This is a genomic window from Streptomyces sp. MCA2, from assembly GCF_023544705.1.
In the GTDB taxonomy this organism is placed as follows: domain Bacteria; phylum Actinomycetota; class Actinomycetes; order Streptomycetales; family Streptomycetaceae; genus Streptomyces; species Streptomyces decoyicus.
Genome location: NZ_JAMJFM010000013.1, coordinates 111,672 through 127,903 on the forward strand (window position 1 = coordinate 111,672; position 16,232 = coordinate 127,903).

Genomic DNA, 16,232 nt, shown 5'->3' on the forward strand with positions numbered 1-16,232 from the left:
AGCACCACCCGCGTACTTCCCCCGCGTCACTTCCCGCTCCCTCCGCAGTAAAGGAAGGCCGCCATGCCGATTCCCCGTCTGCGTATCCGGTTGTCGACGGTGCTGGCCGGTGCCGGGCTGCTCGTGCCGGGCTGTGCCAACCCCGGCGTCGGCAGTGCGCACGACGATCCGGCCGCGCCGGTCACGCTCACGTTCTGGCACGGCTGGTCCACCGCCGGCGAAAGGAAAGCGATCGACGACAGCGTCGCCCGCTTCGAGAAACGGCACCGCAATATCACGGTGAAGGTGGTGCCCAATGTCACCGACGAGACGATGAACCAGGCACTGCGGGCCGGCGGGGACGACGCACCCGATGTGGTGTCGTCGTTCACCACCAACAATGTGGGGCAGTACTGCTCGTCGGGCATGTGGGTGGACCTCGATCCGTTCCTGAAGAAGACCGGGGTGGACAAGGCGAAGGTCTTCCCCAGGACCTTTCTGGATTACACGAGTTACCAGGGCGAGCAGTGCGCGCTGCCGCTGCTCGCCGATTCCTACGGGCTGTACTACAACAAGGACGCGTTCAAGAAGGCCGGGATCACCCGCCCCCCGCACACCATGTCCGAGCTGAAACGGGACGCCGTCAAACTCACCCGGCGGGACAGAAACGGCTCCTACCAACGGGTTGGCTTCATGCCCGACTTCCGCCTCTACCAGAACAGCCCGGACCGGATGTTCGCCCAGTGGGGGCCGACTTACTTCGACAGGAACGGGAAGTCCCGGCTCGCCAGGGATCCGGCGAGCAAGGAATTCTTCGCCACCGCACGCGAGTTGACGGCCGCCCAGGGCGGCTTCCGGCCGCTGGAGAAATTCCGGACCACCTTCGGCGACGAGATGTCCGCACAGAACGCCTTTCTGACGCAGAAGCTGGCCATGCACATGGACGGCGAGTGGCGCGGACTGATGCTCCGCCGGGCAAAGGCCCGCTTCGCCTGGGGCACCGCGCCGATGCCGGTGCCGGACGACCGGGCGGACACCTACGGCCGCGGCTACCTCACCGGGACCGTCGCCGGTATCGCCCACAGCAGCCGGCATCAGAACGCGGCGTGGGAGCTGGTGAAATTCCTGACCGTGGACACCGATCAGGTGGTCCGGTTCGCCAATGCCATCCATAACGTGCCGTCGACGCATGCGGCACTGAAATCGCCCCGGCTGGACACCGATCCGACGTTCCGCACGTTCCTCGATATCGCGCGGAATCCGCACAGCGTGGCACTGCCGCCGTCCGTCAACGGCGGGCAGTACGTCACCGCGCTCCAGGACTTCTCCTACCGCGTCGAGGCCGGACAGGTCCCCGATCTCGACGCGGGCCTGCGCGGACTCGACGCCCAGATCGACTCCGACAATCTTCAGTCCGAGAACTGACGGAGAACCGCCATGGCATCCACCGGCCCCGTGCCTGCCGCTCTACGCCGAAAGCGCACCCGCGAGCGGCTGCGTACCCTCGGATTCCTCTCCCCCTGGCTCATCGGCTTCACGGTCTTCTTCGGCTATCCGCTGATCGCCACCGTCTACTTCTCGTTCGTGCACTACAACCAGATCGAACCCCCGGAATTCGTGGGCCTGCGGAACTGGAAATACGTGTTGACGCAGATGCCGCTGTTCGGGCCCGCGCTGTGGAACACCCTGTGGCTGGTCGTGGTGATGGTCGCGCTGCGGGTGCTCTTCGGACTGGGCATCGGCATCCTCGTCACCAAAATAAAGTCGGGGCCCGGCCTCTTCCGTACGGCCTTCTATCTGCCGTATCTGGCGCCTCCGGTGGCGGCCACCGTGGCGTTCGTCTTCCTGCTCAACCCCGGCACCGGGCCCGTCAACGAAATCCTCGGGGCGGTCGGACTCCCCGCCCCCTCCTGGTTCAACGACCCCGGATGGGCCAAGCCGTCCCTGGTGCTGCTGTCCCTGTGGGGCATCGGCGACCTGATGGTGATCTTCATGGCGGCGCTGCTGGACGTCCCCAGGGAGCAGTACGAGGCCGCCGAGCTGGACGGGGCCGGCGCCTGGGGGAAGTTCCGCTATGTCACCTGGCCGTTCCTCACGCCGATCGTGATGTTCGCGGTGGTCACCGGCGTCGTCCAGACCATGCAGTACTACACCCAGGCGCTGGTCGCCGGAAAGCTCGCCTCCGGCGTCTCCATCGGCCCCGGCACGGTCATCCAGCCCGGCTACCCGGACCACTCCACCCTCACCGTCCCGCAGCTCGTCTACTCCCTGGGCTTCCAGAACTTCAACACCGGCGCGGCGTGTGCGCTCTCCCTCGTGCTGTTCGTCATCGCCATGGCCGTCACCACCCTGCTGCTGCGCAAGCGCGCCGGCCTGCTCCCGGCGGAGGACTGATCCGAGATGACCACCACGACCCTCACCACGCGCCGCGCCCCGTCCCGCGGCGGCACCACCGGGGACCCGGCCGCCCGCGCCCGTGCCCGCCGCACCCGGCTGCTGCACTGGATCGCCGTCCACACCGTCGCCGTCGCCGCCGCGCTCTTCTTCGTGCTGCCGTTCGTGTTCGTCTTCCTCACCTCCGTGATGAGCGACGACCAGGCGATGAGCGGCGAGTTGTGGCCCCACGAGTGGCACTGGTCCCACTACGTCACCGTCCTCCGGACCCCCGGATTCCTGGACTGGTGGAAGAACTCCCTGCTGTACGCGGGACTGGGCACCCTCTTCACCGTCTGCTCGGCCGTCCCCGTCGCCTATGCGCTCGCCAAGTTCCGCTTCCGCGGCCGGCGCACCGCGCTCCTGCTGGTCATCTCCACGATGATGCTGCCGCCGCAGGTCATCGTGATCCCGATGTACCTGGTCTGGGCGCAGCAGCTGCATCTGGCCGGCTCGCTGTGGCCGCTGATCATCCCGATGGCGTTCGGCGACGCGTACTCGATCTTTCTGCTGCGGCAGTTCCTGCTGACCATCCCGCAGGAGTACATCGAATCGGCGAAGGTCGACGGCTGCGGTGAGCTGCGCACCCTGCTCCAGATCATCGTGCCGATGGCCAGGCCCGGTATCGCCGCCATCGCCCTCTTCCAGTTCTTCTTCTGCTGGAACGACTACTTCGGCCCGCAGGTCTACGCCGCTCAGAACCCGGCCTCCTGGACGCTCTCCTACGGGCTGGAGTCCTTCAAGAGCGCCCACAGCGTCAACTGGAACCTCACCATGGCCGCGACGGTGCTGGTCATGGCGCCGGTCATGCTCGTTTTCTTCTTCGCACAGAAGGCCTTCGTCGAAGGCGTCACGCTCACCGGAGTGAAGGGCTGATCCTGCATGCCGTCTCCCGAGGGACGCACCCCCCGCCCCCGCCTCAAACTCGCCGTGGTCGGCGGCGGCTCCACCTACACCCCCGAACTCATCGACGGCTTCGCGCGGCTGCGTGACGTCCTGCCGCTGGAGGAACTCGTCCTCATCGACCCGGCCGCCGACCGGCTGGAGCTGGTGGGCGGCCTGGCCCGGCGGATCTTCGCCAAGCAGGGGCACCCGGGCCGGATCTCCTGGACCGGCAACCTGGACGCCGGGGTCGACGGCGCGGACGCCGTGCTGCTGCAACTGCGCATCGGCGGCCAGGCCGCCCGCAACCAGGACGAGACCTGGCCGCTGGAGTGCGGCTGCGTCGGCCAGGAGACCACCGGCGCCGGCGGCCTCGCCAAGGCGCTGCGCACCGTCCCCGTCGTCCTCGACATCGCCGAACGCGTACGCCGCCGCAACCCCGGCGCCTGGATCGTCGACTTCACCAACCCCGTCGGCATCGTCACCCGGGCACTGCTCACCCACGGCCACAAGGCCGTCGGGCTGTGCAATGTCGCCATCGGCTTCCAGCGCAAATTCGCCGCACTGCTGGGCGTCTCCCCCGGCCAGGTCGAGCTGGACCACGTCGGCCTCAACCACCTCACCTGGGAGCGGGCGGTACGCGTCGCGGGCGAGGACGTCCTCCCCCGGCTGCTGGCGGAACACGGCGACGCCCTGGCCGACGACCTGCGCATGCCGCGCCCGCTCCTCGACCGGCTCGGCGTCGTCCCCTCCTACTACCTGCGCTACTACTACCAGCACGACGCGGTCGTACGGGAGCTGCGCAGCAAGCCCTCCCGCGCCGCGGAGGTCGCCGCCATCGAGCAGCAGCTCCTGGGGATGTACGGCGACCCGGCGCTCGACGAGAAGCCGGAGCTGCTGTCCCGGCGCGGTGGCGCCTTCTACTCGGAGGCCGCGGTGGCGCTCACCTCCTCCCTCCTGCGCCACACCGGAGACACCCAGGTCGTCAACGCCCTCAACCGCGGCACCCTGCCCTTCCTGCCCGACGACGCGGTGATCGAGGTGCCCGCGACCGTGGACTCCACGGGCGCCACGCCCCTTCCCGTACGCCCCCTGGAACCGCTGTACGCCGGACTGGTCGCGAACGTCACCGCCTACGAGCACCTCGCCCTGGAGGCCGCGCTGTGGGGCAGGGACGGCCGGAAGGCCGACCGGGGCGGTGCGCGCAACGCCGTCTTCTCCGCCCTCCTCGCCCACCCCCTCATCGGCCAGACCGACTACGCGGACCGGCTCACCGACGCACTGATCGCGCACAACCGGGAGCACCTCACGTGGGCCTGACCGGCACGGCGCTCGCCATCGACGCGGGCAACAGCAAGACCGACGTGGCGCTGGTGGCCGCGGACGGCGAGCTGCTCGGGACGGCCCGCGGCGGCGGTTTCCAGCCATCGGTGGTGGGCGTCGGCCCGGCGGTCGACGTCCTGGCACCGCTGGTGCGGTCGGTCCTGGACCAGGCCGGGCTGACGGGCCCCGTCGGGCACCTCTCCGCCTTCCTCGCCAACGCCGACCTCCCCGTCGAGGAGGCGGACCTGACCGCGGAGGTCGCGGGCCGGGGGTGGGCGCGCACGGTGAGCGTCCGCAATGACACCTTCGCGCTGCTGCGGGCCGGACTGCCGGACGACGGGGAGCCGGTGGGCGTCGCCGTGGTGTGCGGGGCGGGCATCAACTGCGCAGGGCTCGGCCGCCAGGGTGCCGTCGCGCGCTTTCCGGCCCTCGGCCGTATCTCCGGCGACTGGGGCGGCGGTTCGCACCTCGCCGACGAGGCGCTGTGGTGCGCGGCCCGCGCGGAGGACGGCCGCGGCGCACCGACCGGGCTGGCCCGCGCCCTGCCCGCCCATTTCGGCCTGACCAGCATGCCGGAGCTGATCGAGGCCCTTCATCTGCGGACCCTCCCCGGCCACCGCCGCCATGAACTGACCCCGGTTCTCTTCGCCGTCGCGGCTTCCGGCGACCCGGTCGCCCGCGGCATCGTGGTCCGCCAGGCGGAGGAGATCGCCCTGCTGGCCGCCGTCGCCCTGGAACGCCTCGGCCTCCTCGGCGAACCGGCCCCGGTGGTCCTGGGCGGCGGCGTCCTGGCGGCCCGCCACCCCCTGCTCCACGAACAGACCACCCGGCTCCTCTCGGAACGCGCCCCCAAGGCGGTCCCCCAGGTGGTCACCACCCCGCCGGTACTGGGCGCGGCCCTCGACACCCTGGACCGCATGGGGGCGGAGGCGGGCGCTTACGGGCGGTTGAGGGGAGCTTGGGGGTAGGGCGGGGTGGGCGTGGGGGGGCTTCCCTGGCAGTCAGTCGTCCAGCGGAAGCGCGAGGTCCCGTACGTGTCCGGCGAGGAGGAGGACCGCGGCGTCCACGGCGGCCTGGGGGTCCTGGGCCCGGATGGCGTCGGCGAGGCGGGAGTGCGGGTCGTCGGGGGCCGCGGTGGCGGTGTCCAGGCAGGCGGCGCGGCGGAGTTCCTCGCGCAGGGCGGCGCTCAGGGAGCGGTAGATGTCGGCGAGGACGGGGTTGTCGCTCGCCTCGGCGACCAGGACGTGGAACTCGGCGTCGGCGGCGGTGAACGCCTCGCTCTCGTGCGTGGCGAGGGCGGCCCTGCGGCGGGCCAGCGCGGCTTCGATACCGGCGAGTTGGGCGGTCGTACGGTGCTTGGCGGCCTGGCGGGCGGCGACCACGTCGAGGCCCTGGCGGACCTGGGTGACATGGCTGAGCTCGGCGCGTTCGAGGCGGCGGCGGAGGGCGACCGCGCTGTCGTCGTCGGAGATCACGAACGTGCCGTCGCCCTGCCGGGGCTCCAGGAGGCCGGAGTGCACCAGGGACCGTACGGCTTCGCGGACCGAGGCGCGGCTGACCCCGAGGGTTTCGGAGAGCGCGCTCTCGGGCGGGATACGGCTGCCCACCGGCCAGATGCCGTTCACGATCTGCGTGCGGATCTCGTCGGTCGCGGTCTCCACGAGCGACACCCTGCCCTTGCGGACCGACTGCACGAGATCACTCCCCCTCTTCGGCGCGGTGCCCGGAGGCGCGGTGTCCGGGCTCCGGCATCGCCTGATGTCTGACGTCTCTCCCGTCCACTCTAGAGGGTGGTGGCGGGCCCCGCCCTGGATCGCGATCCGAACAAGATCGGGGCAATCGCGGTGTGTGTGTCAGCGGCTACGGACATACTGCTGCCCATGCACCAGTCCTTCTCGTGAGCGCTCCCGGGCGCTCGGCGCGGGGGCCGGTCCCGAAGTCAGCGCCCAGGGGGAGGTTCCGTGTCGACCACCAGCGTGCCGGCCACCCATGCGTCACCGCCCGTCACGGGACGCAAAACGGCCTGGGCCGAAGGGCTGGACGAGCTGCGCGCCGCGGCGACGACCGAGCCGGGCAGGCTGCGGGTGATCGGTGCCTTACTGGCCCTGCTGGTCGTGGTGTTCGGCGCGGTCACGGCCTGGCAGGTCGCGGACCGGGCGGCGGCCGCGGACGACGTGGTGACGCACAGCCAGCCGCTGACCTCGGACGCGGCGAGCATCTACCGGTCGCTGGCGGACGCCGACACGACGGCCGCGGCGGGCTTTCTGGCCGGTGACAAGGAGAGCGTGGCGACACGTGAGCGGTACGCCACCGATATCTCCACGGCCTCCGCGCTGCTGGTCAAGGCCGCGGCCAACAGCGGTGGTTCGGACGGCGCGGGCGCGCAGATAGCGAAGCTCAACAGCCGGCTGCCGCGCTATACGGGGCTGGTGGAGACGGCGCGGGCGAACAACCGGCAGGGGCTGCCGCTGGGCGGCGCGTATCTGCGGTACGCCAATGAGCAGATGCGCAAGGAACTCCTCCCGGCCGCACGGGCGTTGTACGACGCGGAGACGGACCGGCTGGCGGCGGACTACGGCGCGGCGAAGGCCCGGCCGTGGTGCGCACTGGCGGCGGGAGTGGTGGCGATCGGTGCGCTGGGATGGGCGCAGCGGCGGCACTACCGGCGCACGAACCGGGTGTTCAACCGGGGCCTGCTGGCGGCGACGGCCGCGTCCGTCGTGGTGTTGGTGTGGCTGGTGGCGGGGCATACGGTGGCGCGTGCGGCGCTGACCGGTTCGTATGAGCACGGCGCCCGGTCGCTGCGGGTGCTCAACGAGGCACGGATCGATGCGCTCCAGGCGCGCGGGGACGAGAATCTGACGCTGGTGGCGCGCGGTGCGGTACTGACCGGCGGCCAGGAGGATTTCTACGAGGCCGGTTTCCGTTCCGGGATGGCGGATCTGGCGGGCGGGGGCGGGCACGGTGCGGCGGCGAAGAGCAGGCTGGGAGCGGCGCTGGCCCTGGCCGACGACGAGGCGGGGCGGCGTCCGGTGCGTACGGCGCTGACGCAGGTGCGGCAGTGGCAGGTGCGGCACGGCGAGGCGCGGGCCGCGGACGACCAGGGCGATTACGAGCAGGCGCTGGCCAAGGTGATCGGCACGGGCGGGTCGACCGGGGAGTCCTTCGACCGGGTGGCTGCCGGGCTCCAGCAGGCGCTGGTGCATGAGCAGGAGGAGTTCCGGTCGGCGGCGGACTCCGGGCGCGGGGCGCTGGGCGGGCTGCCGGTGGGGGCCGGGGTGCTGGCGGGGCTGGCGGCGGTCGGCGCGGTGCTGGGGATCGGCCGCAGGCTGGCGGAGTACCGGTGATGAGGCCTGGCGAGAGGGGCATACGGGTGCGCGCGCGAGACCTGGTGAATCTGCGTGCCGTCCTGGCGCCGGTCGCGGCCGGGGTGTGTGTGATGGCGGCGACCGCCGCCGTGCTGGTGCCGGCGCTGGGCGGCGACGCGGAGCGGGCCGGCCGCGGTCGTGGCGAGGTCTCCTCGCCCACGGCGACGCACCGGGCGTACGGCCCGGGGGCGGCGCCGGCCGCTCCGGCCGTCGCGCCGTGCACGGCGCACAACGCCGCGGAGAGTCTGCGGCCGTCGCCCGACGACGGCACGGCCGTGACGCGGATCAAGGAGAAGGGCCAGCTGGTCGTCGGGGTCGACCAGAACACCTACCAGTGGGGGTACCGCAATCCGGCGACCGGCACGCTCCAGGGCTTCGACATCGATCTGGCGCGGGCGATCGCCGAGGACATCCTGGGGCCGCACCCCAAGGTGGTCTTCAAGGCGGTGCCGACCAACCAGCGGATTCCGGCGCTGCGGAAGCGGTCGGTCGACATGGTGGTGCGGACGATGACGATCAACTGTGCGCGCAAGCAGCAGGTGGCGTTCTCGACCTCGTACTTCCAGGCGGGGCAGCAGGTGCTGGCCCCGGTCACCTCCAAGATCAAGGCGTTCGACGATTCGCTGCGGGGCAAGCGGGTGTGCACGGCGGCGGGTTCGACGGGCGAGACCGCGCTGACGGCGCAGCGGCACGGCGCGAAGGTGCTGACGGTGCCCAGCCAACTCGACTGTCTGGTGCGGCTCCAGCTGGGCCAGGCGGACGCGGTGGTCACGGACAGCGCGCTGGCGGCGGCGCAGGCGGCGCAGGATCCGGCGGTGGAGCTCAAGGGCGAGCCGTTCACGGACGAGTCGTACGGCGTGGCGATGAACAAGGACGACACGGATCTGGTGCGGCGGGTGAACAAGGTCCTGGACGACTACCGGGGCGGCGGTGCCGACAGCCGCTGGATGAAGGCGTACCGCACCTGGCTGAAAGACGATCTGCCGGGCATATCGGGGCCGCCGTCGCCGGAGTACAGCGACTGATCGCTCCTTGGAGCGGAGTACCGCCACTGACCGCCACAGGAGGGCCGCATGCCGTCACTATGGAACAGGACGTGGGAGGAGCAGACCGCAGCGGCCGCCCGGCCGCAGCAAACGCCGTGCACCGTACGCGTATTGGAGAGGTGATCGATGGGGGTCCCTGGACCCTTTCCCGGTTCTCCGGGGAGGCCCGATGCCCCGGTGCTGGACCGGGAGGAGGTGGACCGTGCCCTGGCGCGGCTCGGCGCCGAGTACGAGGCGATCGAGACGTCGCTGCTCGCGTTGCAGGACCACGCGGGTCGCCGGCTGCTGGAGGGCGCCGATCTGGCCGGCACCACCAAGGAGCGCTGGGCCGCCGCGGAGCGGTCCATCACGGTCCTGTGGTCGCTGTTCGATGCGTATACGGCGGCGTTGGAGGAGGCGCGTGAGCTGCGGGCGCGGCGCCGCTGGCCGTCCCCGGAGGACCTGGCGGAGCTGACGGAGCTGCTGCACGGCGACGGGGTGACGGTGCCGGGCGCGGCCGCGGCCGGCGGCGGCGCGGAGAGCGGTCCGGCGCGGCTGAGCGAACGCTTCAGTCTGGAGGGGCTCGTCGAGCGGATGAACGGGCTGTACGCGCGGTCGCTGGATGTCATCGTGGCCGCCGACGCGGTCTGGCTGGCGCTGCCGGCCCGTATAGACCTGCTCTCGGCCGAGTTGCGGCGCACCCGTTCGCTGGCGCATTCGGTGGGGGTGCGGCCCGGTGAGCATCCGGCGGGCGATGACCTGGAGCGGATCACGGACGAGCTGGTGCGGCTGCGTGCCCAGGTGATAGCGGATCCGCTGGCGTTCTGGCTGTCGTCGTCGACGGGGAGTTCGGCGCCGGGCGGGGGCCGTGCGGACACCGCGCGCTATGACCGTGCGGCCCGTGCGCTGGAGGACATCCGGCGTGAGGTGGCGGCGGTGCTGGACGTGCGGCAGGACGCGGAGCGGCGGCTGATGCAGCTGCGGGACGTGCTGTCGCGGGCGGACCGCACGCTGACCGAGGCGCGGCAGGCCCGCGGTGAGGTGCTGGCGAAGATCGCCGCGTCGGAGGTGCCTGCGGTCAGCGGCCCGTCGACGGCGCTGCACGAGCAGCTGGCGGCGGCCGCCGAGTACCGCAGGCGGTCGCAGTGGCACCGGCTGTCGCCGCTGCTGGACAGCCTGGAGGAGCGGGCGGAGGACGAACTCCACCGCGCCCGTGAGTCGTTGACGGCGGTGACCGCGCCACTGGCGGTGCGGGCCGAGCTGCGCGGCCGGCTGGACGCGTACAAGGCGAAGGTGGGGCGCCACGGCATGGCGGAGGATCCGCTGCTGACGGAGCGCTATGACGTGGCGCGCCGGATGCTGTGGAGCGCGCCGTGTGATCTGCGGGCGGCCGGGCAGGCGGTGTGGCGCTATCAGCAGGCGGCGGCGGAGGCGATGGTTCCGCAGCAGCTGGAGGGGAGAGGGGAGTCGTGACGGAGCGGGCCGACGAGCGCTGCCAGCGGCGGGACTGCGCGGGCGGTTACGAGGATGTCGGCGGTGGTGAGCTGTACTGCGACCTGTGCGGTCTGGCGCCGGTGGTCTCGTCGGGCGGTCTGCTGTCCTCGCCGGCCACGGGCCTGACGGGCCGGGCGCTCGCGGGCGGCACGGCCGGCCGTGAGGCGGCGGGGGCACTGCTGACGGTCCCCTCCCCCGGGCCCGGTTCCGGCCGCAGCGCGCCGTCCCGCCCGTCGGCGTCCCGGCGCTCGGTGTCCGGGCGGCTGTCGCGCGCGGTGTCGGGCGGTGGTCCGACGCGCAGTGTCTCGGCGGTGTCGGTGCACAGTTCGGGCAGCGGTTCGTCCTCCGGGGCGGCGCGCGGGCGGCTGGGCGTCGGCCTGGTGGCGGTGCCGGAGGTGCCGCGGCCCGACCCGCGTGCGGCGGTGCTGGAGCATGCCGAGGTCCCGGAGCGCAAGCGGTTCTGTAGCCGGGCGGACTGCGGGGCGCCGGTGGGCCGGGGGCGCGGTGAGCGGCCGGGCCGTACGGAAGGGTTCTGCACCAAGTGCGGCCATCCGTACAGCTTCATGCCCAAGCTGCGGCCCGGCGACATGGTGCACGGCCAGTACGAGGTCGTGGGCTGTCTGGCACACGGCGGGCTCGGCTGGATCTATCTCGCGACGGACCATGCGGTCTCCGACCGGTGGGTGGTGCTCAAGGGACTGCTGGACACCGGCGATGAGGAAGCGCTGGCGGTGGCGATGTCCGAGCGGCGCTTCCTCGCCGAGATCGAGCACGCCAACATCGTGCGGATCTACAACTTCGTGGAGCATCTCGACCGTGCGACGGGCAGCCTCGACGGCTACATCGTCATGGAGTACGTCGGCGGCATGTCGCTCAAGGACCTCGCCAACGACCGGCGCACCCCCCAGGGCAGGCGCGATCCGCTGCCGGTCGAAGTGGCCTGTGCGTACGGCATCGAGGCGCTGGAGGCGCTCGGCCATCTGCACAGCCGCGGCTATCTCTACTGCGACTTCAAGGTCGACAACGCCATCCAGCAGCACGACCAGCTCAAGCTGATCGACATGGGCGCGGTGCGCAGGATGGACGACCACGAGAGCCCCATCTACGGCACGATCGGCTATCAGGCACCGGAGATCGCCGCGCTGGGCCCGTCGGTCTCCTCCGACCTCTACACCGTCGCGCGCACCCTCGCCGTCCTCACCTTCGACTTCCAGGGCTATACCAACGTCTTCGCGGACTCGCTGCCCGATCCGGACAACATCGAGGTGTTCCGCACCTACGAGTCCTTCTACCGGCTGCTGGTGCGCGCCACGGACCCGGACCGGGCCCGCCGGTTCGCCTCCGCGGAGGAGATGGCCGAGCAGCTGACGGGCGTGCTGCGGGAGGTGGTGGCGCTCCAGTCGGGCGAGCCGCGGCCCGCGCTGTCCGCGCTGTTCGGGCCCGAACTCCGGGTGGTCGACACGGAGCTGATGGCCGCGGCGGAGGGGGACAGTTCGCTGCTGGGCGCGCGCGGGGCGGCGCCCGCGCGCGCTGCGCAACGGGCGCCCGGCGGCCCCGTGCTGCGCCCCCTGGACGTCGCGGGCGCCGCCCTGGCCCTGCCGGTGCCACGGGTGCATCCGGGCGACCCGAATGCCGGGCTGCTTGCCGGGCTGCTCGCCGCCCCGCCCGCCGAGCTGCTGGACGCGCTGCGCTCCGCGCCCGCCGACTCCCTGGAGATCCGGCTGCGGGAACTGCGCGCCCGCCTGGAGACGGGTGAGGGCGCGGCGGCGCAGCAGGTGCTGGGGGCGATCGCGGCGGAGCCCGCGGAGCAGTGGGCCGCCGCGCAGCGGGGCGGTACGGAGCCCGGCACCTGGAGCGCGGACTGGCGGGTGGTGTGGCACCGCGGCCTGGTCGCGCTGACGACCGGTGACCGCGAGAGCGCCGCGCTGGCCTTCGACGCGGTCTACGACGCCTTCCCCGGTGAGCCGGCCCCGAAGCTGGCGCTGGGGATCTGTGCGGAGCTGCTGGGCCAGCTGGACAACGCCGTGGAGTACTACCGCCTGGTGTGGGCGACCGACCGCAGCTATGTCAGCGCCGCGTTCGGGCTGGCCCGGGTGCGGCTGGCGGCGGGCGACCGGACGGGCGCGGTGGAGGCGCTGGAGTCCGTACCGGAGTCGTCCATCCACTACATCGCGGCGCGGATCGCGGCGGTCCGCGCCCGGCTGCGGGAGCGCCCGCCCCGTGATCCGCTGTCGGCGGATCTGCGGGCGGCCGCCGAACAGGTCGAGGCGCTCGCGGACTTCGGTCTGGACGCCGAGCGACGGGAACAACTCACCACCGAGGTACTGGGCAGTGCCCTGGACTGGGTACTCTCCGGTAGCCACGGTGCCGGGCCGGACGGCTCGGCGGCCGTGGGCGAGCGGCCGGTGCTGCTCGGCAGCCCGCTGGACGAGCGCGGTCTGCGGTTCGGCCTGGAGGGGTCGTACCGCATGCTCGCGCGGCTGGCACAGCGTGGTGAGAAAAGGATCGAACTGGTGGAACGGGCCAACCGCTTCCGCCCCAGGACGTGGGTGTGACATGGGTGTGACTGGGCCGTCCCGGTGTCCGGGCTGTGACGAACCGCTCGATGCGGGGGACAACTTCTGCGGGCGGTGCGGCGCCGATCTTCTGACGCCCGCCGTGCCGCCGGCGTACGGCGCGCCCGCGCACGGCGCCCCCGCCGTACCGCCCCTGCCGGCCGCGCCACCGGCGCCCCCCGGTCCGCCGGGGCCGCCCGGACCGCCGCCGGCACCCGCACCGTCCGCCGCGGCCGCCCGGACCGCTCCGGCCGGCCCGCCGCCTCCGCCGGACCCGCAGGCCCGTCTCCCGTACGGGGACCCGGGCACGCCCCCGATGCCGAGCCATGCGCCGCCGGTGCCCGGCCATGCGCCCACGGCGCCCGGCCATGCCCCCGTGGCCGATCCGCGCGTCGCCGCATACGAGGCGGTCGCCGACGCGGCCGCGGAGGCGGCTGCCGGGGCGGGGGCCGGAGCGGGAGCGGGCGCCGAGTCCGGTGCGCCCGTGCCCGGCGCGGCGCCCACCGCCCCTGGTACGGCATCCGGTACGCACGGCACGGACCCCGGTGCGCCCGCCGGCGGGCCCGCCGCGGCCGGGACCCCGTCCGGCACCCCCGCCCAGAGCACCCCCGCTCAGGGCACCCCCCTCTGCGCCGCCTGCCGGTCCGGTGCCGTGGGGCCGGACGGCTACTGCGCGCACTGCGGCCACGCCCAGCCCCGCGAACGCGACCACATGGAGCGCGAGTTGGCGGGCGTCGCCGCGGTCAGCGACCGGGGCCACCGGCACCACCGCAACGAGGACTTCTTCGCACTCCGCGCCGCCGCCCTCCCCGACGGCACCCCCGCCGTGGTCGCGGTGGTCTGCGACGGTGTCTCCTCGGCGACCCGTCCGGACGAGGCGTCCACGGCGGCGTCCGAGGCCGCCGGCGAGGCGCTCGGGGCGTCGCTGCCGCGCGGTACGCATCCCCAACAGGCCATGCACGAGGCCATCCTGGCGGCCTCCTCCGCGGTCGACGCGCTGGCCGCCGATCCCTCCTCGGCGCATGACGAGCACCGTCAGCAGAACGCCCCGGCCTGCACCTTCGTCGGCGCGGTGGTCGGCGGCGGGCTGCTGACCATCGGCTGGGTCGGCGACAGCCGCGCCTACTGGATCCCCAACGACCGTGCGGCGCCGCCCGCCCGGCTCACCGAGGACGACTCCTGGGCCGCCCAGATGGTCGCCAACAACCTGATGTCCGAGGCCGAGGCCAACGCCGACGAACGGGCGCACGCCATCACGGGCTGGCTCGGCGCGGACGCCTACGAAGTCGAGCCACATACCGCCACTTTCAAGCCGGATGGGCCGGGTGTGGTGGTGGTGTGCACCGACGGGCTGTGGAACTACGCCGAGAGCGCGGAGCAGATGGCCGCCGTACTGCCGCACGACGCCCCCAGCAGGCCCCTGGACAGCGCCCGCACGCTGGTCACCCACGCGCTCGACGGCGGCGGGCACGACAACGTAACGGTGGCGCTGGTGCCGTTCCCCGCACCCGCGGGCCGGGCAGAATCGGCCTGACCAGCTCAAAACCGACCGAGTCGGACGCCGGGGGGGGCAGAGGACCGGGGCACCTGGGGGCCTGGGGGCCTGGGGCGCAGCACCACGCATCCGTCCGGGGTGCGGCACGCCGTACGCCACGTACAGCGCGCCGCACCGCCCGTCCCGCACCGCGCGCGCCACGCACCACGTACGACGCATCACGCACGACGCACCACGTACGACGCATCACGGGCACCGACCGACCGGTCACGGCGTCTCAAGGAGCGGAACGGATGGCCAACTTCACCAAGTCCCATGTGCCGCGTTTCTCCGCCGAGGTGTACCAGAACCCCTACCTCCCGGAGGGCGGGCGCGAGGTGCACGCCATCGTCACGGTCACCGCGACCGGGGGCGGCACGACCGGGGGCCGGCCGGTGTCCGCAGGAGGTGCCGGCGGGCCGGACGCGGGTGTGGTGATCATGGTGGACTGCTCCGGGTCGATGGACTATCCGCCGGCCAAGATGCGCGGCGCCCGTGAGGCGACGGTCGCCGCCATCGACACCGTGCGCGACGGCGTCGGCTTCGCGGTGGTGGCCGGAACCCACCGGGCCACCGAGATCTACCCCGGCGGCGGCCGGCTGGCCGTGGCCGGTGCCACCACCCGCGCGCAGGCCAGGGCGGCACTGCGGAAGCTGAGCGCGGGCGGCGGTACGGCCATCGGGACCTGGCTGCGGCTGACCGAACGGCTGCTGTCGTCCGCCGGGGCCGCCGTCCGGCACGCCATTCTGCTCACCGACGGCCGCAATGAACACGAGTCGCCGCAGGAGCTGCGCGCCGCCCTGGACGCCTGTTTCGGCTCCTTCACCTGCGACGCCCGCGGCGTGGGCACGGACTGGGAGGTCAAGGAGGTCACCGGCATCGCCTCGGCGCTCCTGGGCACCGCCGATATCGTCGCCGACCCGGCCGGTCTGACCGCCGACTTCACGCGGATGACGGAGAAGGCGATGGGCAAGGAGGTCGCCGATGTCGTGCTGCGGCTGTGGACACCACTGGGCGCCGAGACCGTCTTCGTCAAGCAAGTGGCGCCCACGGTGGAGGACTTGACCGGCCGGCGCAAGGAGTCCGGTCCGCGGTCGGGGGACTACCCGACCGGCTCCTGGGGCGACGAGTCCCGCGACTACCACCTCTGCTTACGGGTCCCGGCCGCCGGCGTCGGCCAGGAAATGCTCGCCGGACGCGTCTCGTTGATCATCTCCGCACCGGACGGCCCCGCGTCCACCACCCCGCCGCGGCCCCTGTCGCAGGGGCTCGTACGGGCCGTGTGGACGGACGACGCGGCCGCCTCCACCTCGATCAATCCGCAGGTGGCGCACTACACAGGACAGGCCGAACTGGCCCATGTCATCCAACAGGGGCTCGATGCCCGCAAGTCGGGTGATACCGACGGTGCCACGGCAAAACTGGGCCGTGCGGTACAACTGGCCGGTTCCTCGGGGAACGAGGCGACTGCGAAACTCCTTGCGAAGGTGGTGGACGTCGTCGATGCGGCGACCGGTACTGTGCGACTGAAGGCGAAGGTCGCCGAAGCGGACGAGATGACCCTCGAGACGCGCTCGACGAAAACCATTCGCGTGAAGAAATAGCCACGATCAGTACCGAGCAGTACTACCGAAGCGAA

The 16,232-nt window shown here is 72.5% G+C and carries 12 protein-coding genes; 11 read left to right on the top strand and 1 reads right to left on the bottom strand.

Translation table 11 applies throughout. The features are described 5' to 3' along the window. The first annotated feature begins 63 nt into the window (after nt 1-63). From M8I34_RS13575 to M8I34_RS13595, 5 genes are read left to right on the top strand one after another with little or no spacing between them, the layout of a single operon-like run. Nucleotides 64-1,404, top strand: a complete 1,341-nt coding sequence (locus M8I34_RS13575; protein ID WP_250049704.1) for an ABC transporter substrate-binding protein — start codon at nt 64-66, stop codon at nt 1,402-1,404. 12 nt (nt 1,405-1,416) lie between these two features. Further along, nucleotides 1,417-2,373 (top strand): carbohydrate ABC transporter permease, encoded by a 957-nt coding sequence (locus tag M8I34_RS13580; protein ID WP_250049705.1) that lies wholly within the window; start codon nt 1,417-1,419, stop codon nt 2,371-2,373. 6 nt (nt 2,374-2,379) lie between these two features. After that, nucleotides 2,380-3,288: a carbohydrate ABC transporter permease gene (locus M8I34_RS13585; protein WP_250049706.1), complete on the top strand. Its 909-nt coding sequence runs from the start codon at nt 2,380-2,382 to the stop codon at nt 3,286-3,288. Between the two features lie 6 nt (nt 3,289-3,294). Then, nucleotides 3,295-4,614, top strand: coding sequence for a 6-phospho-beta-glucosidase (locus tag M8I34_RS13590; protein ID WP_250049707.1), 1,320 nt, complete (start codon nt 3,295-3,297; stop codon nt 4,612-4,614). Beyond that, on the top strand, nt 4,605-5,585 hold the full coding sequence (locus M8I34_RS13595) for a BadF/BadG/BcrA/BcrD ATPase family protein (RefSeq protein ID WP_250049708.1): 981 nt from the start codon (nt 4,605-4,607) through the stop codon (nt 5,583-5,585). Before M8I34_RS13590 ends, M8I34_RS13595 begins: the two co-directional genes overlap by 10 nt. A 33-nt stretch (nt 5,586-5,618) precedes the next feature. On the opposite strand, the gene M8I34_RS13600 is transcribed toward M8I34_RS13595, so the two are convergent. Then, nucleotides 5,619-6,311 carry a FadR/GntR family transcriptional regulator gene (locus tag M8I34_RS13600; RefSeq protein WP_250049709.1) on the bottom strand — a complete coding sequence of 231 codons (693 nt, stop codon included), beginning with the start codon at nt 6,309-6,311 and terminating at the stop codon, nt 5,619-5,621. 267 nt (nt 6,312-6,578) lie between these two features. On the opposite strand from M8I34_RS13600, the gene M8I34_RS13605 reads away from it, so the two are divergent. From M8I34_RS13605 to M8I34_RS13630, 6 genes are all read left to right on the top strand, one after another. Next, nucleotides 6,579-7,964: a hypothetical protein gene (locus M8I34_RS13605; protein ID WP_250049710.1), complete on the top strand. Its 1,386-nt coding sequence runs from the start codon at nt 6,579-6,581 to the stop codon at nt 7,962-7,964. After that, on the top strand, nt 7,964-9,010 hold the full coding sequence (locus M8I34_RS13610; protein ID WP_250049711.1) for a glutamate ABC transporter substrate-binding protein: 1,047 nt from the start codon (nt 7,964-7,966) through the stop codon (nt 9,008-9,010). The genes M8I34_RS13605 and M8I34_RS13610 overlap by 1 nt, the downstream gene beginning before the upstream one ends. A 147-nt stretch (nt 9,011-9,157) precedes the next feature. After that, nucleotides 9,158-10,483 (top strand): hypothetical protein, encoded by a 1,326-nt coding sequence (locus M8I34_RS13615; RefSeq protein ID WP_250049712.1) that lies wholly within the window; start codon nt 9,158-9,160, stop codon nt 10,481-10,483. Then, nucleotides 10,480-13,059, top strand: a complete 2,580-nt coding sequence (locus M8I34_RS13620; protein ID WP_250049713.1) for a serine/threonine-protein kinase — start codon at nt 10,480-10,482, stop codon at nt 13,057-13,059. Before M8I34_RS13615 ends, M8I34_RS13620 begins: the two co-directional genes overlap by 4 nt. A 1-nt stretch (nt 13,060) precedes the next feature. Beyond that, nucleotides 13,061-14,593 (top strand): PP2C family serine/threonine-protein phosphatase, encoded by a 1,533-nt coding sequence (locus tag M8I34_RS13625; RefSeq protein WP_250049714.1) that lies wholly within the window; start codon nt 13,061-13,063, stop codon nt 14,591-14,593. Between the two features lie 254 nt (nt 14,594-14,847). Then, on the top strand, nt 14,848-16,197 hold the full coding sequence (locus tag M8I34_RS13630) for a VWA domain-containing protein (RefSeq protein WP_250049715.1): 1,350 nt from the start codon (nt 14,848-14,850) through the stop codon (nt 16,195-16,197). The last annotated feature ends 35 nt before the right edge of the window (nt 16,198-16,232 follow it).